The organism is Variovorax sp. NFACC27, from assembly GCF_048301545.1.
Classification (GTDB): domain Bacteria; phylum Pseudomonadota; class Gammaproteobacteria; order Burkholderiales; family Burkholderiaceae_C; genus Variovorax; species Variovorax gossypii.
Genome location: NZ_CP157613.1, coordinates 7,582,451 through 7,603,306, shown reverse-complemented (window position 1 = coordinate 7,603,306; position 20,856 = coordinate 7,582,451). Strand labels below are relative to the sequence as shown.

The 20,856-nt window shown below is 68.1% G+C and carries 21 protein-coding genes; 5 read left to right on the top strand and 16 right to left on the bottom strand.

Translation table 11 applies throughout. The features are described 5' to 3' along the window. Window positions 1-44: 44 nt before the first annotated feature. Window positions 45-803, top strand: coding sequence for a hypothetical protein (locus ABL840_RS35610; RefSeq protein WP_093306931.1), 759 nt, complete (start codon window positions 45-47; stop codon window positions 801-803). 3 nt (window positions 804-806) lie between these two features. Here ABL840_RS35610 and ABL840_RS35605 read toward each other — a convergent pair whose 3' ends face one another. The 7 genes from ABL840_RS35605 to ABL840_RS35575 form a co-directional block, all read right to left on the bottom strand. After that, entirely contained in the window at window positions 807-1,481 is a 675-nt protein-coding gene (locus ABL840_RS35605) for a cysteine hydrolase family protein (RefSeq protein ID WP_093306932.1), read from the bottom strand. Next, window positions 1,478-2,410 (bottom strand): ABC transporter permease, encoded by a 933-nt coding sequence (locus tag ABL840_RS35600; RefSeq protein ID WP_093206395.1) that lies wholly within the window; start codon window positions 2,408-2,410, stop codon window positions 1,478-1,480. Before ABL840_RS35600 ends, ABL840_RS35605 begins: the two co-directional genes overlap by 4 nt. Before the next feature lie 61 nt (window positions 2,411-2,471). Continuing rightward, window positions 2,472-3,635, bottom strand: a complete 1,164-nt coding sequence (locus ABL840_RS35595) for an ABC transporter permease (RefSeq protein WP_418116113.1) — start codon at window positions 3,633-3,635, stop codon at window positions 2,472-2,474. Next, the gene (locus tag ABL840_RS35590; protein WP_093306933.1) at window positions 3,628-5,154 is read right to left on the bottom strand and encodes an ABC transporter ATP-binding protein; all 1,527 of its coding nucleotides are present in this window, start codon (window positions 5,152-5,154) and stop codon (window positions 3,628-3,630) included. The genes ABL840_RS35595 and ABL840_RS35590 overlap by 8 nt, the downstream gene beginning before the upstream one ends. Window positions 5,155-5,169: 15 nt before the next feature. After that, a complete protein-coding gene (locus ABL840_RS35585) occupies window positions 5,170-6,279 on the bottom strand; it encodes a BMP family ABC transporter substrate-binding protein (protein ID WP_093306934.1) in 1,110 nt (369 codons plus the stop codon). Window positions 6,280-6,358: 79 nt separating this feature from the next. Further along, window positions 6,359-6,745, bottom strand: a complete 387-nt coding sequence (locus ABL840_RS35580) for a VOC family protein (protein WP_093206398.1) — start codon at window positions 6,743-6,745, stop codon at window positions 6,359-6,361. Window positions 6,746-6,749: 4 nt separating this feature from the next. Further along, complete coding sequence (locus tag ABL840_RS35575) at window positions 6,750-7,751, bottom strand: isopenicillin N synthase family dioxygenase (protein WP_093306935.1); 1,002 nt, start codon at window positions 7,749-7,751, stop codon at window positions 6,750-6,752. A 211-nt stretch (window positions 7,752-7,962) separates the two neighbouring features. On the opposite strand from ABL840_RS35575, the gene rutR reads away from it, so the two are divergent. Then, complete coding sequence (gene rutR / locus ABL840_RS35570; protein WP_093206400.1) at window positions 7,963-8,667, top strand: HTH-type transcriptional regulator RutR; 705 nt, start codon at window positions 7,963-7,965, stop codon at window positions 8,665-8,667. A gap of 42 nt (window positions 8,668-8,709) precedes the next feature. Here rutR and rutF read toward each other — a convergent pair whose 3' ends face one another. The 6 genes from rutF to rutA are packed head-to-tail and all read right to left on the bottom strand — an operon-like array spanning window position 8,710 to window position 13,017. Beyond that, window positions 8,710-9,258: an NADH-dependent FMN reductase RutF gene (gene rutF, locus ABL840_RS35565; RefSeq protein ID WP_093206401.1), complete on the bottom strand. Its 549-nt coding sequence runs from the start codon at window positions 9,256-9,258 to the stop codon at window positions 8,710-8,712. Between the two features lie 14 nt (window positions 9,259-9,272). Beyond that, a complete protein-coding gene (locus ABL840_RS35560) occupies window positions 9,273-9,869 on the bottom strand; it encodes a malonic semialdehyde reductase (protein WP_093306936.1) in 597 nt (198 codons plus the stop codon). Further along, window positions 9,866-10,672: a pyrimidine utilization protein D gene (gene rutD / locus ABL840_RS35555; protein ID WP_093306937.1), complete on the bottom strand. Its 807-nt coding sequence runs from the start codon at window positions 10,670-10,672 to the stop codon at window positions 9,866-9,868. Before rutD ends, ABL840_RS35560 begins: the two co-directional genes overlap by 4 nt. A 5-nt stretch (window positions 10,673-10,677) precedes the next feature. Then, on the bottom strand, window positions 10,678-11,070 hold the full coding sequence (gene rutC / locus ABL840_RS35550; protein ID WP_019657601.1) for a pyrimidine utilization protein C: 393 nt from the start codon (window positions 11,068-11,070) through the stop codon (window positions 10,678-10,680). 26 nt (window positions 11,071-11,096) lie between these two features. Continuing rightward, the gene (rutB, locus tag ABL840_RS35545) at window positions 11,097-11,888 is read right to left on the bottom strand and encodes a pyrimidine utilization protein B (protein ID WP_418116112.1); all 792 of its coding nucleotides are present in this window, start codon (window positions 11,886-11,888) and stop codon (window positions 11,097-11,099) included. Between the two features lie 16 nt (window positions 11,889-11,904). Continuing rightward, complete coding sequence (gene rutA / locus ABL840_RS35540; RefSeq protein WP_093306938.1) at window positions 11,905-13,017, bottom strand: pyrimidine utilization protein A; 1,113 nt, start codon at window positions 13,015-13,017, stop codon at window positions 11,905-11,907. A 218-nt stretch (window positions 13,018-13,235) separates the two neighbouring features. On the opposite strand from rutA, the gene ABL840_RS35535 reads away from it, so the two are divergent. From ABL840_RS35535 to ABL840_RS35525, 3 genes are all read left to right on the top strand, one after another. Further along, on the top strand, window positions 13,236-13,688 hold the full coding sequence (locus tag ABL840_RS35535) for a YybH family protein (RefSeq protein ID WP_093206406.1): 453 nt from the start codon (window positions 13,236-13,238) through the stop codon (window positions 13,686-13,688). Window positions 13,689-13,761: 73 nt separating this feature from the next. After that, window positions 13,762-14,760, top strand: coding sequence for a YheT family hydrolase (locus ABL840_RS35530; protein WP_093306939.1), 999 nt, complete (start codon window positions 13,762-13,764; stop codon window positions 14,758-14,760). Window positions 14,761-14,862: 102 nt separating this feature from the next. After that, window positions 14,863-15,429: a DUF2946 family protein gene (locus ABL840_RS35525; RefSeq protein WP_093306940.1), complete on the top strand. Its 567-nt coding sequence runs from the start codon at window positions 14,863-14,865 to the stop codon at window positions 15,427-15,429. Window positions 15,430-15,484: 55 nt separating this feature from the next. Here the strand turns inward: ABL840_RS35525 and ABL840_RS35520 are convergent, their stop codons facing one another. The 3 genes from ABL840_RS35520 to ABL840_RS35510 form a co-directional block, all read right to left on the bottom strand. Further along, window positions 15,485-16,108 (bottom strand): c-type cytochrome, encoded by a 624-nt coding sequence (locus ABL840_RS35520; protein ID WP_093206408.1) that lies wholly within the window; start codon window positions 16,106-16,108, stop codon window positions 15,485-15,487. Window positions 16,109-16,260: 152 nt separating this feature from the next. Next, on the bottom strand, window positions 16,261-17,694 hold the full coding sequence (locus ABL840_RS35515; RefSeq protein ID WP_093306941.1) for an efflux transporter outer membrane subunit: 1,434 nt from the start codon (window positions 17,692-17,694) through the stop codon (window positions 16,261-16,263). Beyond that, entirely contained in the window at window positions 17,687-20,854 is a 3,168-nt protein-coding gene (locus ABL840_RS35510) for an efflux RND transporter permease subunit (RefSeq protein WP_093206410.1), read from the bottom strand. Before ABL840_RS35510 ends, ABL840_RS35515 begins: the two co-directional genes overlap by 8 nt. Window positions 20,855-20,856 lie beyond the last annotated feature (2 nt).

The following is a 20,856-nucleotide window of genomic DNA, read 5'->3' as shown; positions in this document are numbered from 1 at the left end:
GCATTACCTCCGCAGAAGATGCGGAAGGTAGCATAGACGGCTCCATGCCCGTCGATCCTCTACAAGCCCTGCAAGCCGCCAATCGTGCGGTATTGCCCTTTGCCTCTTCCGCCTTCGGAACGCTGCTGATTGCGGGTGCCACAGGGGCGCTGGGGGCCGAATTGCTGCGGCGGCTGGCCGGCAGCCATCGCCATGCGCACACCCGCGTGCTGGCGCGCGAGCCGATCCGCGACGGGCTGCGCGGCGTGGAAACCTACCTCAGCCCGGCCCAGCCGATCGCGCAATGGCCGATCACCTCGGCCCACACCGCCATCATCGCCTTCGACCCGCCCAGGCTGTACCACGACCGCGAGCGTGCGCTGTGGGTACCCGAGCCCTCCGACCTGCCTGAGCTGGCCCGCTGGCTGCGTGCCTGCGGCGTACAGACGCTGGCCATCGTGCAGCCGCACGACCAGGGCAAGCTGCCCGAGGCGCTGAAGCGCGGGCTCGCGAGCCTCGACGAGCAGGCCGTGGTGGCTTGCGGCTTCGAGCGCGTGATCCTCGTGCGCTCGGCTCGCAAGCCGGCGAATGCGAAGCTGGCCAACCCTTTCGAGCGCGTGGCCGCGTGGATGCTGTCGGTCGTGCGCTTCATGGTGCCCAGCAGCGAGCAGCCGGTGCGTGCGTCGAAGGTGGCCGAGCTGGTCGATGTGGCGCTGCGCATCGCGCCGCCGGGCGTGCATGTGGCGGCACCCGAACTGGTGTGGGAGTCCGCACAGGGCGACATGCCGGCTGTGGCCGCGCGCTGGCTGGGTGTGCAGGTCTGAGCTTCAGCCGCGCCACTGGCGCAGCAGCTCCCGCGAATCCATCACCAGCCCGAGGTGCAGCGACACCATCGCCAGCGCCGCGCCTTCCAGGTGCGCATCGGTGCCGCGCACCAGGTCGCGCAGCACGATCACGCGGTAGTTGCGGTTGCTGGCGTCGAAGGCCGTGTTGAGAACGCAGCAGTCGGTGAAGCCGCCATTGAGTACCACCGTCTCGATGCGCTGGTTGCGAAGAAGAAAGTCGAGGTCGGTCGGGTAGAAGGCCGAGAGCCGGCGCTTGCCGTCCACGCGCATGTCGCCGGGCTCCACGCGCGTGACCCATTCGGTCCACTTCGAGCCCTCGATGGCATGCGCGTCGGCATTCGGAATCTCGCCCACGTGCAGCGGAAAGGTGCGGCGCCATGCGGACGGAATGCCGTTGATGTCGTCCACCCCGCCGGGCCGCAGCACCGACCGCACATGCACGATGCGCACGCCCAGAGCCCGCACCGCGTCGTGGAAGCCGTCGATGGGCGCCACCACGTCGCGTGCGCGCGGCGCGGGGCAGGGGCAGTCGGGGCTGTCGTCGAGATGGCCACGGTGCATATCGATGGAGACGATCGCGGTGGTCGCGGGATTCAGGTAGTCGGCGAACTTCGCCGTGTCGAGCTCGCGCTCCTCGTCGTAGACCCAGGCCTTCATCGGCGTTCTTCCCGCACATAGGGTTGGCCCAGCGCACCGGGCTCTTCATCGGCGCCGCGCCGAGAGAGCGCGACCCACACCATCACGCCGAGCGTCACCGCATACGGCGTCATCATCACGAAGTACTGCGGCAGCTGCACGCCGGCCGCGGCCAGTTGCGGGATCAGCGCCTCGATGCAGCCGAAGAGAAGGGCTCCCACCAGCGCCTTCCACGGCGACCAACGCGCGAAGATCACGAGGCCCACGGCGATCCAGCCGCGTCCGCCGGTCATGCCCGCGATCCACAGCTTGGTGCTCACCACCGAGATGTAGGCGCCCGCCAGCCCCACGAGCGCCGAGCCCGCGAGCACCGCCGCGAAGCGCCATGCCGTCACGCGGATGCCCGCTGCGTCGGCCGCCTGCGGGTTCTCGCCCACCGCGCGCAGCCGCAGGCCGGCGGAAGTGCGCGCGAAGAACCATGCCACCGCGCCGAAGATCGGCAGCGTGAGCCATACCATCGCGTTCTGCTCGAAGAGTCTGCCCACGACCGGCAGCAGCGACAGCGGCCACAGGCCCATCGTGCCGATGCCTTCGGTGGCATGGTTGGTCCACTCGGCCATCGAGCCGACCAGCGCCGTGAGCCCCTGGCAGAAGAACACCAGCGCGAGCCCGGCGATCACCTGGTTCACGCGCAGCCAGATCACCATCACCGCGAACAGCACCGACACCACGCTGGCTGCCAGCATCGCGAGCACCAGCGACACGGCCGGCTGGCCGATGACGATCTGCGCGCCGATGCCAGCCAGCGCGCCGACCAGCATCAGGCCCTCGGCGCCGAGCGCGAGCACGCCCGCGCGCTCGCAGATGATGAGTCCGAGCGCTGCCAATGCATAAGGCACAGCGAAGTCCGGCGTGCTCGCCAGCCAGTTCAGGACGATGCCACCGCTCATCGATAAGCCTCCGCGCTTCGCGCTGCGGCGCGAGCTTGCTTGGGGCGGCCCGGCGCGGCGCTCATGCCGAAGCCTCCCCACCCACGCGGCGCAGCCGGTGGCGGATGAAGAAGTCGCTCGACGCCACGCACACCACGATCACCGCCTGTATGAGCTGCACCATCGAGAATGGCACCTGGTAGAACACCTGCAGGCTGCGCCCTGTGACAAAGAGAGCCGCCACCAGCAGCGCGACCACCGTGGCCGCAAGCGGGTTGTTGCGCGCGAGGAAGGCGATGAGGATGCCCGAGAAGCCATAGCCCTGGTAGAAGGCCTGCGTGAGCCGCCCCTCCTGCCCCGCGGCTACCGCGAAGCCTGCGAGCCCGGCCATCGCGCCCGACAGCAGCACCGCGCCGTAGATCGTGCGCCGCACCGGCACGCCGTTGGCATGCGCCACGCGCGGATTCGCATCGACGAAGCGCAGGTAGAGCCCCACGCGGCTCACGCTCACCAGCCACCACGCCAGCAGCGCGACGACGCCCGCGAGCAGGATGGAGCTGCCGATGCCGGCACCCAGCTCGGGCAGGCGCTCGAAGGCGTGGAACTGCGGCGAGTAGGGGAAGTTGTCCTTCGGGTCCTTCCAGCTGCCGTAGACCAGGTGCAGCAGGAAGTTGGCCGCCATGTAGTTGAGCATCAGCGTCGAGATGATCTCGTTCACGCCGAGCTTCAGCTTGAGCCACGCGGGCCCCAGCACCCACAGCAGGCCGCAGCCGACGGCCGCGACGAACATCAGCGGCAGGCGCAGGTTCTCGGGGCCGATCTGCCACATCGAGATGGTTGTCGCGCCGATGGCGCCCCAGATCATCTGGCCCTCGAGCCCGAGGTTCCAGAAGCGCGCGCGGAACGCGATGGAGCCGGCGAGGCCGACCAGGATCATCGGCGCGGCCTGGAACAGCACGGCGCGAAAGTTCTGGCCGTCGAAGAAGGTCTGTATCACGAACTCGTTGGCGAGTTCGTCGGCAGGCACGCCGGCCGCCACGAGGATCGCGGCGGAGATGGCGAAGCCCGCGAGCAAGGCGGCCGCAAGGATCAGCGCCTGCCAGCGCCATGACATGTGCTGGCGGATCTCGAGCGCGTAGCGGCGGCGGGCCAGCGGCTGCGTCGCGCGCAGTGCCTCGTGGGCGATGGGAGAAGGAATCTTGGAAGAAGGAGCTGCCATGTCGGCCATGAGGGATGCGTCAGCCATGGTCCACCATCGCCTGTCCGATGGCCTGCCGGTCCGCGGGCTGGGCGAACTCGCCGGCGATGCGTCCGCGCGTCATCACGCCCACGCGGTCCGCGAGCTGCAGCACCTCGTCGAGGTCCTCGCTGATGAGCAGCACCGCGGCGCCGCTGTCGCGCGCGGCGCGCAGGCGGGCATGCACCTCGGCGCTGGCGCGCACGTCGAGCCCGCGGCTCGGGCTGTGCGCGAGCACCAGCGTGGGCGACTTGCCGAACTCGCGCGAGAGCACCAGTTTCTGCGCGTTGCCGCCCGAGAGCAGCGCGGCCTTCTGCGCGACCGAGCGCACGCCCTGCACGTCGAAGGCGCGCACCGCTTCCTGCGTGTCGCTCTGGATGCGGTTGCGGCGCAGGCGCCACACGGGGCCGTAGCGACCGGTGTGCACGCGGCCGATGGCGTAGTTCTCCGCCACCGAGAGGCCTCCCGCGAGCGCGAGCCCGTAGCGGTCGGCCGGAATGGCGGCGATGCCGATGCCACGGCGCGCCGATGCGGCCATGGTCTTCAGGTCGCCGTGGCCTTCGAGCCGGATCTCGCCTTCAGTGGCTTCGCCCGGCAGGCCCATGATCGCGCCCGCCAGTTCGCCCTGGCCGTTGCCGCCGACGCCGGCAAGGCCGTAGATCTCGCCCGCGTGCAGTTCGAGGTCCACGCCGTCGAGCACGCGCCGGCCCTCGAGCGAGGCGGGTGTGCGAAGTCCGCGCACCGAGAGGCGCACCGGGCCACGCGATGTGGTCGAAGCCTGGAATCCTTGTGCAGCAATCGATTCGCCCACGGTGAGCTTCACCAGCTCGGCCACCGATGCCTCGCCGGGCTGCAGCGTGGCCACCGTGTGCCCGCCGCGCATCACCGTCACTCGGTCGGCATACGTCTTCACGTCGGCCATCTTGTGCGTGACCAGCACCACGGCGGCGCCCTTGCGCGCCAGCCCCTGCACCGTCTGCAGCAGGCGCGCGGCCTCCTGGTCGGTCAGCACGGCCGTGGGCTCGTCGAGGATCAGGATGCGCGCGCCGGCCAGAAGCACCTTGAGGATTTCCACGCGCTGCTGCTCGGCGATCGACAGCGCGTCGACGCGCTTCGACGGATCGATGTCGAAGCCCAGTTCCGCGGCCTTGTTGCGGATGTCGCGCGTGATCTCGCGCAGCCGCTCGCCATGGCTCTGGAACTCGGCCGGCGGCGGTGCGGTGAGCAGGATGTTCTGCGCCACCGTGAACGGCCGCACCAGCTTGAAATGCTGGTGGACCATGCCGATGCGGTGTTTCGCCGCGTCGCGCGGGCCGTCGAATCGCACCGCGTTGTCGTCCACCAGCAGCTGCCCGGCCTCGGGCGCATAGAGCCCGGCCGCGATGTTCATCAGCGACGACTTGCCCGCGCCGTTCTCGCCCAGCAGTGCGTGCACTTCGCCCCAGCGCGCTGCGAAGTGGGCGTCGGTCAGGGCCGCGAAGCCGTCGAAGGACTTGCTGATGCCGGTGAGTTCGAGCGCATTGGGCATGGCCTGGCCTTCGGCTTACTTCTGCGTGACCACGCCCTTGACGAACCAGTCCATCTTCCAGAGGTCGGCGTCCGACAGCACGGCGCCCTTGGCCACGCGTTCCTTGCCGTCGCGATCGGCGAGCGGGCCGGCGTAGATCTGCTTGCCCTTCATGATCGCGTCACGCTCGGCGGTGATGAGCGCGGCCTTGTCCTTGGGCACCGCGGGGCCGAAGCCGGCGATGTCGGTGCCGCCGTCCTTCATCTCGATGAAGGCGCCGTACTGCGCGGGCTTCCAGCCGCCGGCGATGATCTTCTTGAGCTCCGGCGTCAGGAAGCGGTCCCACACCCACACGGAGGAGCACAGCGTGGCCTTGGGCGCGAACTGGCGCAGGTCGCGGTGGTGGCCGGTGCCGTAAACGCCGCGCTCCTGCGCGACGATCTGCGGCGTGGGGCTGTCGACGTGCTGGCCGATCACGTCGGCGTCCTGGTCGATGAGCGCCGCGGCCGCCGCGCGCTCCTTCACCGGGTCGTTCCACGCGCCGGTGTAGATCACGTTGACGGTGGCGTTCGGGTTCATCTTCTGCGCGCCGAGCGCGAAGGCGTTGATGGTCCAGTTCACCACGCCGAAAGGGTTGGCCGCGACGAAGCCGAGCTTGCCGGTCTTCGATGCGGCACCGGCGGCCATGCCGCAGAGGTACTGGCTCTCGTAGGTGCGGCCGTAGAACGATTCGAGGTTGCTGCCGTTGGTGGTGCCAGAGCCGTTGAGGAAAGCCACGTCGGGGTACTTGGCGGCCAGGTCCTTGAAGCTGTCGGAGTAGCCGAAGGCGGTGCCGATCACGATGTTGGCGCCGCGCTGGATGAACTTCTCGGCCGCCGGCTTGATGGCCGACGCGTCCTCGGGCACGTTCTCCACGAACTGGATCTTCTGGCCGATCTCCTTCTCGATCTTCACGCGGGCCTCGTCGAAGGCCTGCGTCCAGCCGCCGTCGTTCTTGGGGCCGAAGTAGAGCATCGCGATCTTCGGCTTGTCCTTCAGCGTGAAGCCGTCGGCCGCCGCGGCGGGCAGCGAGGTGAAGAACGCGCCGCCGGCCGCGATGGTCATCGCTAGGCCCAGGCCGGGAGTGAGGGTGCGCAGCTGCTGCATGGAACTACCTTTGAGAAGAGGCGTTGAAGAAGCGTTGAAGGGAGGAGAGGCGAAACGGAAAGAAGCGGCGCAGCGCGCGTCACATCATGAAGTTGATGCGGAACACGTTGCCCTCGGGATCGAGCAGCACCGACTGGTACCAGTTGTAGTAGGTGACGTACGGCGGCTTCACGAGCGTGGCGCCGGCTTCGAGCGCAACGGGCACCATGCGGTCGACATCGGCCTGGCTGTCGACGTCGATGTTCAGCAGGAACTTCACGCCGCGCGTGTCCGAGAACTCGCTCAGGTGCAGCAGCTCGTAGGCATCGAGGGCGTTGAAGCCGAGGCTCGACTTGCCGGTATCGAGCCCGCGGAAGATCGGCGAGCGGATCGCCTCGATCTCCTCGAAGCCGAACACGCGCTGGTAGAAGCCGCTGAGGGCGACAACGTCCTTCGCGAAGACGTTGACGTAGGACAGGTGAGCCATGCGTTCAGGCCGCCACTTTGGTGCCGCCGAAGGTCGTCTGCTTGACGAACTTCGAAGTGAGGTGGTCGCCCGAGGAAATGGGCGCGTACTTCGCCTGCTCGCCCGGTGCGAGGCAGCTGGGCAGGCACTCGACCATCGCGTCGTAGTTGGGCTGGTGGAAGAACACCAGCGACTGGCGGCGGTTGGTGCTCGCCACCTCGAAGGGCGGGTTGATCACGCGGTGCAGCGTGGACACCCACTGGTCGTTGGTCCACTGCATCATGAGGTCGGCGATGTTGACCACCAGGCCGCCCTCGACCTGCGGCACGTCGACCCATTGGCCGGCCTTGTTGAACACCTGCAGGCCCTTGTCGTCGGGCAGGACGATGGTGAGGCTGCCGTAGTCGCTGTGCGCGCCCGCGCGCAGCTGGCCGGGCAGCGGCTGCTCGCGCTGCGGCGGGTAGCTCAGCACGCGGAACATGCTGATGTGCCTGTCGATCTTGTCGTCGAAGAAGAACTCGGGCAGCGACAGGCCGAGCGCGAAGACGCGCATCAGCGAGCGCGAGAGATCGCTCATCGCATCGAAGTAGCCCTCGTAGGCTTCGCGGAAGCCCTCGATGGGCGGCCAGCTGTTGGGCTCGAAGTGCGGGCCTGCGGCAGGCCCGCGGTGGTAGTCGTCGTCCGGCACGTTCGAGGGGCCGATGGAGAACGATTCCTTCAGGTCGCCCGGCGCCGCCTCCTCGAGGCTGTAGGAGAGGCCTTCCTCTCCCACCGCGCTGTAGCCGCGCACCGCGTCCTCGCGCGGACGATCGACCTTGCGCTTCTCGCCCAGCGGCATGTCGAAGAACCTGCGCGAGAGCGATGACACGCGCGAGATCAGATCGGGCGAGATGCCGTGGTTGGTGATGACGAGAAAGCCGATGCTGCGGCAGGCCTCGTCGACTTTCTTCGCTACCTCCGCCTTGCCTTCGGCGGTTCCGGCGAAGTAGGGCGCGAGATCGATGATGGGTACGGAAAGCAGGGTCATGGCAGGTTCCTCATGCTTGGCATGCCTTTCGCCATGCAACGTCTGTGCCAGTTGGACCAAATGGACAAAACCCATCCGTCGCGTCAGCATGGTGCGCATTGCCGTGCCGCGAAGACGGTTGCGGCGCAAGGCGATGCATCGCGGCTTTACAGTGGTGCGTTGTCCTGTCCACCGATTCACGACCGAACGAACGAGGGAAGAGCGAGGGAAGATGCCGAAGACCAAAGCACTGGCCGCGAGCGCCAGCAAAGAGATCCCGGTGCGCAAGCGCGCGAAGCCCGCGGTGCGCAGCGCGTCCGCGGTGAACCGCAGGCTGCGCCAGATCGAGGACAAGCGCAGCGCGATCCTCGGTGCCGCGCTGGGGCTGTTCTCGCGCTTCGGCCTGCATGGCACGTCCATCGACCAGGTGGCGGCGCGCGCCGACGTTTCGAAGAGCAACCTGCTCTACTACTTCGCGAACAAGGAAGAGCTCTACGTCAACGTGCTGCGCGACCTGCTCGCGCTGTGGCTCGAACCGCTACGCGGCTTCAGCGCGGAGCAGGACCCGGCCCAGGCCATCGGCGACTACATCCGCCGCAAGCTGGTGATCTCGCGCGACCGGCCCGATGCGTCGCGGCTCTTCTGCCTGGAGATGATCCAGGGCGCGCCGCTGCTGCGCGACGAACTCGACCGAGAACTGCGCACGCTGGTGGAGAAGAAATCGGAAGTGATCCGCGCATGGATCGAAGCGGGCAAGCTGGCGCCTGTCGATCCGCATCACCTCATCTTCGCGCTGTGGGCGGTGACGCAGCACTACGCGGACTTCGGCGTACAGGTGCAGGCGCTGTCGGGGCACACGCTGGAAGACGAGGCATTCTTCGAGCGCACGGTGGAGAACGTGCAGCGCATCGTTCTCCAGGGCATCGCGCCGCGCTGAGGCTTGCTCCCTCTCCCCTTGGGGAGAGGGAAGGAAAAGAGATCAGTGCTGCTGCGGTGCCGCGATCTCGTGGTACTGCCGGTCGAAGTAGATGAGGCCCTGCGCCGCGCCGCCGATAGCGATGGAGACGGCCTCGCAGAACAGCACGTCGTGCGTGCCCGCGCTCGTCGCGTGCACCACGCGGCAGTCGAAGGACACGGCCGCGTCGTCGAGCACCGGCGAGCCGGTGGTCTTGCTGCTCCAGCGGGCTGCGGCGAAGCGCTCGTCCATCGGCGTCCTGCCGCCGAAGAGCGCGGACAGCGACTGGTGCCCGGCAGCCAGCACGTTGACGCACAGCACGCCATTCGCCTTGAATGCCGGGTACACCGAGGCCGAACGATTCAGGCACACCAGCAGCGTCGGCGGCTCGTCGGTCACGCTGCAGACTGCCGAGGCAGTGAAGCCCGCGCGGCCCGCGGGACCGTCGGTGGTGATGATGTTGACCGCTGCGCCCAGCCGTGCCATCGCATTGCGGTAGTCGGCCTTCTGCAAGCCGGGGGGAATCGATGCCGATGGGGAGACGGGGTTCGAGGCCATGGCGTTGTGCAGCATGTCGCGCGGCTCCTTCAGGCCAGCACGCAGGCCTCGTCGAAGGCCAGCCGCGGCAGGCGGCCGAACACCTTCGACGCGTCGCCGTGGCCGAGGTTGATGAGGAAGTTGACGGTCCAGTCGGTGCCCTCGAAGAAGGCCGCGTCGACCTTCGCCTTGTCGAAGCCCGACATCGGACCCGCATCGAGGCCGACCGCGCGCGCCGCGAGCAGCAGGTAGCCCGCCTGCAGGCTGGCGTTGCGGAAGGCGGTCTCGTGCGCGGCCTCGGGGCTGCCGGTGAACCAGCTGCGCGCGTCGGCATGCGGGAACAGCGTGGGCAGCCTGTCGTAGAACTTGCGGTCCCACGCGGCGATGACCGTGACGGGCGCGGCCATGGTCTTGTCGAGATTGCCCTTGGAGAGAGCCGGTGCGAGGCGCTGCTTGCCTTCGGGCGTGCGCACGAAGACGAAGCGCGCGGGCGAGCAGTTGGCCGAGGTGGGACCGAGGCTCGCGAGCGAGTAGATCTGTCGCAGCTGCGCGTCGGTGACGGGCTCGGCGGTCCAGCCGTTGTGGGTGCGCGCGCCGGTGAAGAGCAGCGAAAGCGCGGCGTCGTCGAGAGTGTTGGTGGAGGTCATGCTGGAACGGCGGGTGCGCTGACCCGCGAAAGAAAGTCGAGCAGGCTGCGGTTGAAGGCTTCCGCCTCGGTCACGCTGTGGGCATGGCCGCCATGCGGCACGAAGTCGAGCGTGACGTCGCGCATGCCGTCGGCCAGGCGTTGGGAGCAGGTCCAGGGCACGAGGGTGTCGTCCTTGGCCGCTGCAATCAGTGCGGGAGCGGCGATGTCGGCGAGGCGTGCGTCGACGTCGAATGCCCGAAGGGCGGCGATGCGCGCCCTCATGTTGGCTTCTCCCGGAAAGTGCGCGAAGGCGTGATCGACTTCGTCGGCCACGCGCTGAGCGTTCCCCGCGGACCAGGCGGCGGGGTAAAGGAAGATCGGCTGTGCTTCGACATACGCGCGCGGTCCGCACGCGCCCAGCAGTGCGAGCCGTGTATCGAAGCAGCGCGCCGAATGCGGATTGGGCTTCGACCACGCATTGACGAGCGCGAGGCTCGCGATGCGCGAAGGTGCGTCGAGCGCGAGCTGCAACCCGACGAGGCCGCCGAGCGCGTGGCCTGCGAAGTGGCACTGCGAAGTGTTCGTCGCGTCGAGGATCTCGATCACGTCCCGGGCCATGTCCGCGATGGCATAGGCCTCGGGCAATGCGGCAGGGCTGCGGCCCGTGCCGCGCTGGTCGTAGGCGATGACGCGGTACCCGGCGACGATCAGCGCGCCGAGCTGCGGCTGCCAGAACCCGGCGGAACCGCCGAGGCCCGACGACAGCAGCACCGTGGCTGCCACGCCGGACGGTCCGTGCACCTCGTAGTGCAGGGCGCTCATGAAGCTCAGGCCTTCTTGCCGACGTGTGCGATCGAGGCGATCTCGACCAGCGCATCGGGCTTCACCAGGCCGCACTGGATGCAGTAGCGCGCGGGCTTGGTGCCGGGGAAGAACTCGGCGTACACCGCGTTGATCTTCGCGTAGTCGGCCCAGTCCTTGAGCATGATCTGGTTGAAGGTCACGTCGTCCATGGTGCCGCCGGCAGCCTCGACCACGCCCTTGATGGTGGTGAGCACGTGGCGCGCCTGCGCGCTGGCGTCACCCACGTGCACCACGTTGTTGTCCTTGTCGAAGGGCAGGGTGCCCGAGACGTAGAGCACGCCGTCGGCGAGCGTGCCGGGAACGAAGGGGGCGATCGGCACTCCGGTGCCGGGAGGGATGATGGCTTGCTTGGGCATGGAGACTCCTTGTTGGTGAAGAGAAATCAGGCGATGGCCGCTTCGGCCGGTGCGGGGTGGGTAGTGGAGGCGGGCGCGAAGACGCTGCAGAAGTGGTCCACCGTGGAGACCCATCCGAAGAAGGTCTCCACGTTGTAGACCGAGGCCTTCTGGATCGCGGGCCCGCCGAGTTCGTGCGTGGCGTCTTCCAGCATCACGGCGAAGTACTCGAGGTGGAAGGCATCGCGCAGCGTCGATTCGACGCACACGTTGGTGGCGATGCCGGTGAACACCAGGTGGCGGATGCCGCGCGCGCGCAGCGTGCTGTCGAGCGTGCTGTTGAAGAAGCCGCTGTAGCGCGTCTTCGGCACGACGATGTCGCCGGCCTGCGGTTTCATTTCCTCGATGAGCTCGTAGTCCCAGCCGCCCTTGGCGAGGAACTTGCCCTGCAGCTCGGGCTTCGCGCGCATCGTCTTGAGCGCGTTCGACTTGTGCCAGTTCGGCGAGCCGGGGCCGCCGGCCTCGACGTAGCCCGCGTCCCAGCCGTTCTGCAGGAACACGACGAGCATGCCGGCGGCGCGTGCCGCCGCGATGGCGCGCACGATGCCGGCGATGGTGCCCTGCGCGCCGGAGATGTCGAAGCCGGCCGAGTCGACATACCCGCCGATGGATGCATAGGCGTTCTGCATGTCGACGACGATCAGTGCGGAGTCGCTCGCGTGCAGCGCGAGCGGCTCGGGGCGTGCGGGAAGTATCAGCGGCGCCGGCGCACCGGGTGCGCGCGGTGCGCCGACGGGCGTGTTCGAGGTGAGGGTGGTGTTGCGTGCGGGAGTGGTCATGTGGCGCTCCTTCCGCTCAGGCCGCGAGGCGCTCGGGCTCGACCTGCGAGGGCACGGGACTCGGCACGTGCGCGCGGCTCTTCATCAGCGGCTGGATGCGCTCGCCGAAGGCTTCGACGCCCTGCACGAAGTCGTCGAAGGTCAGCAGCACGCCTTCGGTGCCGGGCACCTCTGCCACTTCGTCGAGCATGCGCGCGACGTTCTCGTACGAGCCTACGAGCGTGCCCATGTTGATGTTCACGGCGGAGGTCGGGTCGGCCATCTGGCGCACGTTGGTGTCGGCGCCCGACTTCGTGTCGGCCGCGCCCTGCTGGCCCAGCCATGCGATGGCCTCGTGGTCGGCGCCGGCCTTGTAGTGCTCCCATTTGGCGCGCGCGGCCTCGTCGGTCTCGGCGGCGATCACCATCATCAGCACGTAGGTGGTGACCTTGCGACCGGTCTTCGCGGTGGCCTCGATGAGCTTCTCGGCCGCGGGCGCGAAGGCCTTGGGCGTGTTCACGCCCTTGCCGAAGCAGAAGTTGTAGTCGGCGTACTTCGCCGAGAACTCCATGCCCGCGTCGCTCTGGCCGGCGCAGATCACCTTCATGTCGGCCTGCGGCTGCGGGCTCAGGCGGCAGTCGTCCATTTTGAAGTGGTCGCCCTTGAAGTCGGACGAGCCCTTGCCCCAGAGGTCGCGCAGCACCTGGATGTATTCGGACAGGTACTGGTAGCGGGTGCCGAAGAACTGGTCACCGGGCCACATGCCCATCTGCGAGTACTCGGGCCGCTGCCAGCCGGTGACGAGGTTGAGGCCGAAGCGGCCGTTGGAGATCGAGTCGATGGTGGACGACATGCGCGCCACGATGGCCGGCGGCATCACCAGTGAGGCGGCGGTGGCGAAGAGCTTGATCCTGCTGGTGACCGCGGCGAGGCCGGCCATGAGCGTGAAGGACTCCAGGTTGTGGTCCCAGAACTCCGTCTTGCCGCCGAAGCCGCGCAGCTTGATCATGGACAGCGCGAAGTCGACGCCGTAGTGCTCCGCCTTCAGCGTGATCTGCTTGTTGAGCTCGAAGCTGGGCTTGTACTGCGGTGCGTTCTCGGAAAGCAGCCAGCCGTTGTTTCCGATGGGAATGAAGATGCCGACGTTCATTGGAAGGGCTCCTGTTGCGGGTTCGAGAGGCTCCTTGCATGCGCCGTGCCAGTTGGATAAGTCCTTTCAGATCAATGGTTTATGAGAAATTGGCGTTTTCTTTTTGACCATTTGGTCCAAAACGGAGCATGCGATCCGGCCAGGCTGCGGCCAGCCGGTGCGGCAAGGACCAAAGCGGTGCAGTGCCGGCGTCATGGAGCGCACGGCAAAATCACGCCATGCCCAAGACCCCACTCCGCGCCGCCGCGGCCATCGGCGGTACCGCCGACGATGTCGAGGCGGCCTTCTACGAAGCGCTGCAGCGCGGCGACATCGATGCGCTGATGGCCTGCTGGGCCGATGAGGACGAGGTGTTCTGCGTGCACCCCGGCGGCCCGAGGCTGGTGGGGGCCGTGGCGATCCGCGCGGCCTTCGAGCAGATGTTCGGCAACGGCGCGATCCACGCCATGCCGGCGCGGGTGCGCAAGATCGATTCCCTCGCGAGCGCGGTGCACAACGTGCTCGAGCGCATCGAGGTGCTCACCGCCGAGGGGCCGCGCCATGCCTTCGTGCTGGCGACCAACGTCTATCACAAGACCGCCCAGGGCTGGCGCATGGTGGCGCATCACGCGAGCCCCGGCACCGCGCGCGAACCGGACGACGCGAACGACCCACCCCAGGTCCTGCATTGACGATCGATTGATGCTTTCTCCCGCAGCTTCCTTTTCTCCTGTTGCGGCTGCCGCCGCGACTTCCTTCGAGTCGATGGACTACGCGGCGCCGCGCTGGCTGCCCGGCGGCAACCTGCAGACCATCTGGGCCGCGCTCTATGCCCGCCGTTTCGACGGGCCGGCCCCGGTCTACCGGCGAGAGCGCTGGTCCACGCCGGACGGCGCCGACTTCATCGACGTTGACTTCGTCGATGCGCCGGTTGCCGGCGCGAGGCCGCTGCTGGTGCTGTTCCACGGACTCGAGGGCTCGTCGCGCAGCCACTACGCCGAAGCCTTCGCGGCTTTTGCGACGTCGCGCGGCATGGCCTTCGCGGTGCCTCACTTCCGCGGCTGCAGCGGCGAGATGAACCTAGCGCCGCGCGCCTACCACTCGGGCGATTTCGAGGAGATCGGCTGGATCCTCGCGCGCATGCGCGAGCAGCATGCGCAGAAGGGCGGAGGGCCGGTGCTGGCGGCGGGCGTGTCGCTGGGCGGCAATGCGCTGATGCGATGGGCTTCCGAAGCGGGCGAGACTGCCTCCGGCGCGGTGAGTGCCGTGGCCTCGGTCTGCGCGCCGCTCGACCTCGCGGCGGGTGGCGAGGCCATCGGACGGGGCTTCAACAAGCTGGTCTACACGCGGATGTTCCTCGCGACCATGAAGCCCAAGGCGCTGGCCAAGCTGGCGCAGTTTCCGGGCCTGTTCGACCGCGAGCGGCTGGTGTCGTCGCGCAACCTCTACGAATTCGACAACGTCTTCACCGCCCCGCTGCACGGCTTTCGCGACGCCGACGACTACTGGGCCCGGGGCTCGGCCAAGCCGCACCTGGCCTCGATCCGCGTGCCCGCGCTGGTGGTGAATGCGCGCAACGATCCGTTCATTCCGGCGAGCAGCCTGCCGAAGCCCGGCGAGGTCGGGGCGCACGTCACGCTGTGGCAGCCCGCGCATGGCGGGCACGTCGGCTTTCCGATGGGGTCGCCGCCGGGGCATGTGCGGGGCATGCCAGAGCGGGTCGGCGGGTGGTTGGCTCAGTTCGCACCCCCTGTTCATTCGTGAGGGCCGCCGCGCACGGCCGCCCGAAGCGGCCGGCCCGCCCCCGGTAGGGGGTTGGCGAAATGACACGAAGTGCACGGAGCCGGGGGCGAGCAAAATGCTGCCATGGACGACATCGTCAAACAAGCACTCGCCAAGTGGCCCAACGTGCCGCACTGCTACGGCTGGCTCGGCCTCGACGCCCGCGGCAACTGGTACATGCGCGACGACCGCACCCAGGCCATGGGCCCGTTCCGCTCGGCCAAGGGCTCGATGCTGCGGCACGACAAGCTGATCGAATTCATCCACCGCAACTACGAGCACGACGACGAAGGCCAGTGGTTCTTCCAGAACGGGCCGCAGCGCGTCTACGTGGAGCTGGAGGCCTCGCCGCTGGTCTGGCGCGTTGCCGAGGATGCGAATGCGAGCGGCGGCTTCGCCGTCACGGCCCATACGGGCGTGGCCACCACGGTGTCGGATTGCCTGCTCGATGAGGAAGGGCGGCTCTACCTGGTCTCGCCGCTCGGGCTCGGGCTGGTGCACACGCAGGACGTGGGCATCGCGGCGGAAGCCGTGGAACGGGGCCTGTGGACACCCGCGAACGTGCAGGCCGGCGAGTTGCCGGCGCGCTTCGGCCATGTGCTGAGCCCTGCCGAACGCCACGCCGCCGTTGCGGCCGCGTCGCACCCCTGAATGAAAAAAGCCGGCGCTGGGCCGGCTTTCTTTCGTGGCTGATCAGGGAAAACGCTTACTTGGCTGGCGCGCTGGCCGCTGCGGCAGGAGCCGCACCTGAAGCGCCTTCGGCAGGCGCCGCGGCTGCTGCGGCGGGGCGATCCGGCACCGGGAACTTGGCGCCGCCGGCATTGGCCATGTAGACCACGGCACGGCCAACTTCGAGGTCTTCGAAGTCGCCGCCGCCCTGCGCAGGCATGGCGCCCTTGCCCTTCAGGGCATGTTCGAGCAGCGTTGCATAACCCTGGCCGATGCGCGGGCCCCAGGCTGCGGCGTCGTTCAGGTGAGGGGCTCCGGGGATGCCGGGCGCTCCGTGGCAGGCGACGCACTGGGCCTTGAATACGGCCTCGCCGGCTGCGAGCGGGCGGTTGGCGTCGCGGATCTCGATGCTGCCGACCTTCTTGAGGCGTTCGGCCACGTCACGGTCGCGCGCTTCCTTGGTCACGCCGTAGAGCGCCATGTTCTCGCCCTCGGCGGTGCCGGCGGGCTTGGTGCCCGAGACCACGTAGGAGACAAGGCCCACGATGATCAGGATCGGGACAATGAAGGAAAAAAATACCGCGAGCAGCAGTTGCTTCGGGTTCTTGATCGGCCCGGTGTGGGCTTCTTCTGTGGCCTGGTAATGCGGGTCTGCGCTCATTCGCGTCCTCAATTATCGGGGGCTCGTCGGGGGGCTTTTCCTAACCAACCGGCGATTATAGGGAGTGCCCTTGCCGGCGGGAGCAAGGGAGCACCCTTATGGGACGCCTTGGCGTCTCGGCCCTGATCGGGCTCGAGACGCCCTCGAGGGCTTCAGCCCTTCTCGCCGTTGCCGTCGCGCGTGGCCCAGCCGCCGCCCAGCGTCCGGTAGAGCGTGACCTGGTTCTGCAGCTGCAGCAGGCGCGAGTTCACGGCCGATTGCTGGGCCGTGAACAGCGAGCGCTGCGCATCGAGCAGGTCGAGCGCGCTGGCGATGCCGTTGCGATAGCGCAGGTCGGAGAGCTTGTAGCGCACCGACTCCGCATCGGCCTGCGCACGCTGCGCGCGTACCTGCTCGCCCAGCGTGGCACGGCCCGCGAGCGCGTCGGCCACTTCGCGGAACGCGGTCTGGATCGACTTCTCGTACTGCGCCACCGCGATCTCGCGCCCGGCCTTGGCCGAGTCGAGCGTGGCGATGTTGCGGCCGGCGTCGAAGATCGGCAGCGTCACCATCGGAGCGAACGACCATGCCTTGGAGCCGCGGTCGAACAGGCCCGAGAACTCGCTGCTCGCGGTGCCGATGGAGCTAGTCAGCGACACGCGCGGGAAGAAGTTCGCGCGCGCCGCGCCGATGTTGGCGTTGGCCGCGATCAGCTGCTGCTCGGCCGAGCGGATGTCGGGCCGCTCCGCCAGCAGGTCCGAGGGCAGGCCGGCCGGCACGTCGGGCATCGGCTTGATGCCGTCCAGGCCCTTCGCACCACCCGCCGTCGCATCTGCCGGCACCGGAGCGCCCAGCAGCAGGGCGAGGGCGTTCTCGTCCTGCGCGCGGGTGCGCTGCTGCTGCGCGTAGGCCGCGCGCGCGGCCTCGAGCTGACCGTTCGCGGCCTGGTAGTCGAGTTCCGACGAAACGCCGTTGTCGAAGCGCAGCTTGGTAAGGCGCACCGATTCTTCGCGCGTGACCATGGTCTGGCGCGTGATCTCCAGCAGCTCGTCGTCGGCCAGCAGCGTGAGCCAGCCGTTGGCCACAGACGCGATCAGGCTGGTCTGCACCGCCTTGCGGGTCTCGTCCGTGGCGAGGTACTGCGCCAGCGCCTGGTCCTTCAGCGCGCGGATGCGGCCGAAGAAATCGATCTCCCACGAGGTGAAGCCGAAGTTGACGGCGTACTGCGACGACACGCTGCCCTGGCTCGGGTCGATCGCCTGGTAGGCGTTGGGGCTCGAGCGCGAGCCCGTGCCCGTGAGGCCGAGCGCGGGGAAGAGGTTGGAGCGCTCGATCTGGAACTGCGCGCGCGCCTGCTCGATGTTGAGCACCGATACGCGCAGGTCGCGGTTGTTCGCGAGCGCCGTGCGGATCAGGCCCGCGAGCCGCGGGTCGGTGAAGAAGTCCTGCCACGGCAGGTTGGCCGCGGCCTGGCCGGACGGCTGCGCCGGATCACCCGGGTAGGTGGTCGGCACCGGCGCGGCGGGGCGCTCGTAGGTCGGGATCAGCGAGCAGCCCGCCAGCAGCATCGCGGCGGCCAGCGCGGTTGGAATCAGTTTCTTAGTCATGTTGTGGTTGCTCCGGTGCAATGCCGGCGGCTTCGGCGTGTCGCTTGTCGGCCTCGTGCTGGCGCGCGCTGCCCTTGAACAGCTTGCGCACCACCACGAAGAACACCGGCACGAAGATCACGGCGAGGGCGGTACCCGTCACCATGCCGCCGAGCACGCCGGTGCCGATGGCGCGCTGGCTTGCGGAGCCCGCGCCCGAGGCGATGAACAGCGGCACGACGCCGAGGCCGAAGGCCAGCGAGGTCATGATGATCGGGCGGAACCGCAGGTGGGCGGCTTCGAGCGCCGATTCGATGATCCCCTTGCCCTGGGCCTGCAGGTCCTTCGCGAACTCGATGATCAGAATCGCGTTCTTCGCGGACAGGCCGATGATGGTGATCAGCCCCACCTGGAAGTACACGTCGTTCGAATAGGAGCGCAGCATCGTCGCCACCAGCACGCCCAGCACGCCCAGAGGCACCACCAGGATCACCGACAGCGGGATCGACCAGCTCTCGTACAGCGCGGCCAGGCAGAGGAACACCGCCAGGATCGCGAAGGCATACAGGATGATGGCCTGCGAACCCGCGAGCTTTTCTTCACGCGACTGGCCGGTCCATTCGAAGCCGAAGCCTTGCGGCAGCTGCTTGGCGAGCTTTTCCATCTCGGCCATGGCCGCGCCCGTGCTGTAGCCGGGTGCCGCGTCGCCGCTGATGCGGATCGCCGGATAGCCGTTGTAGCGCACCGTCTGCGTGGCGCCCGTGACCCACTTGGTGGTCGCGAAGGCCGACAGCGGCACCGGCTGGCCCTGCGTGTTGCTGGAGTTCAGCTTGAGCAGGTCGTCGGGCTGCATGCGCGCCGGAGCGTCGGCCTGCACCACCACGCGCTGCAGGCGGCCGCGGTTCGGGAAGTCGTTGATGTAGCTCGAACCCAGCGCGGTCGACAGCGTCGTGTTGATCGCGTCGAAGCTCACGCCCAGCGCGTTCGCCTTGTCGCGGTCGATGTCGATCTGCAGCTGCGGCGCGTCTTCCAGGCCGTCGGGACGGACCTGGGCCAGCACCTTGCTCTGCGAGGCCATGCCCAGCAGCTGGTTGCGTGCCTTGATCAGCGCGTCGTGGCCCGCGCCCGAACGGTCCTGCAGGCGGAAGCTGAAGCCGCTGGCGTTGCCCAGTTCGGGAATGGGCGGCGGGCTCAGCGGGTAGATGAAGGCGTCGCGGATGCCCGAGAGCGCGCCGAAGGCACGGCCGGCGAGCGCGCTGGCCGAGTGGGCCGGGTCCTTGCGTTCTTCCCAGTCCTTGAGCGTCACGAAGGCGAGGCCGGCGTTCTGGCCCTGGCCAGAGAAGCTGAAGCCCATCACGCCCACCATGCTTTCCACTTCGGGCTGCTTCAGGATGAAGCCTTCGACCTGCTGCATGACCGACAGCGCGCGCTCCTGCGTCGCGCCAGGCGGCAGCTGCACGTTCACGATGATGTTGCCCTGGTCTTCCTGCGGCAGGAAGGAGCTCGGCAGGCGGGTGTAGGTGAACACCACCGCGCCGATGATCGCGACGTAGATCACGAGGTAGCGCGCGGCGCGGCGCAGGATGCGCGCGACCACGCTCTCGTAGCCCTTGGCCGTGCGCGAGAAGCCACGGTTGAACCAGCCGAAGAAGCCGGTCTTCTCGTGGTGGTGGCCGGCTTCCACCGGCTTGAGCAGCGTGGCGCACAGCGCCGGCGTGAGCGACAGCGCCATGAAGGCCGAGAAGGCGATCGAGGCCACCATCACCGCCGAGAACTGGCGGTAGATGTTGCCGGTGGAGCCCGCGAAGAAGGCCAGCGGCACGAACACCGAGATCAGCACCACCGTCACGCCGATGATGGCGCCGGAGATCTGCCTCATGGCCTTGCGCGTGGCTTCGAGCGGCGGCAGCCCCTCCTCGCTCATGATGCGCTCGACGTTCTCCACCACCACGATGGCGTCGTCCACCACGATACCGATCACCAGCACCATGCCGAACATGGTCAGCACGTTGATCGAGAAGCCCAGCGCCAGCAGCGAGGCGAAAGTGCCCAGCAGCGCGATCGGCACCACGATGGTCGGGATGATCGTGTAGCGCCAGTTCTGCAGGAACAGGAACATCACGATGAACACCAGCGCCACGGCTTCCAGCAGCGTCTTGACCACTTCGGTGATCGAGATCTGCACGAAGCGCGAGCTGTCGTACGGAATCGCCCACTTCACGCCCTGCGGGAAGTAGCGCTCGAGTTCGGCCATCTTGGCGCGGATCGCCTTGGCCGACTGCAGCGCGTTGCCGTTGGGCGTGGGCTGCACGCCGATACCGACCGCGGGCACGCCGTTCAGGCGGGCCGAGGTGGCGTACGACTGGCCGCCGAGCTCCACGCGCGCGACGTCCTTCAGCCGCACGGTCGAGCCGTCGGTGTTGGCGCGCAGCACGATGTTCTGGAACTGCTCCACGTTGACGAGCTGGCCGTTCACGGTCACCGTGGCCGCGATGGCCTGGCCGGGAATGTTGGGCAGGTCACCCAGCGTGCCCGAGGACACCTGCGCGTTCTGCGCGCGGATGGCGTTGTTGACGTCGGTCGACGACAGGTTGAAGCCCTGCAGCTTGGCCGGGTCGATCCACACGCGCATCGCGTTCTCGGAACCGAAGAGCTGCGCCTGGCCCACGCCGACCACGCGCTGCAGCTCGGGCACGACGTTGCGCGCGGCGTAGTCGCCGAGCGCCACCGGGTCGAAGTTCGGGTTGTCCGAGGACAGCATCACGAACATCAGGAAGTTGTTGCGCGACTTGTCCACGCGCACGCCCTGCTGCGTCACGGCGGAGGGCAGGCGCGGCGTCGCGCGCGACAGCCGGTTCTGCACGTCCACCTGCGCGAGGTCGTCGTTGGTGCCGGGCTCGAAGCTGATCGTGATGGAGCCGGTGCCGTCGGCCTGGGCCACCGATTCCATGTAGATCAGGCCCGGGGAGCCGTTCATTTCACGCTCGATGACGGACAGCACGCTGTCCTCGAGCGTCTGGGCCGAGGCGCCGGGGTAGGCGACGTTGATGACGATGGCGGGTGGCGCCACCGGCGGGTACTGCGAGATCGGCAGCTGGGTGATTGACACGCCGCCCACCACCAGGATGAACAGTGCGATCACCCAGGCGAAGATCGGTCGGTCGATAAAGAATTTGGCCATTT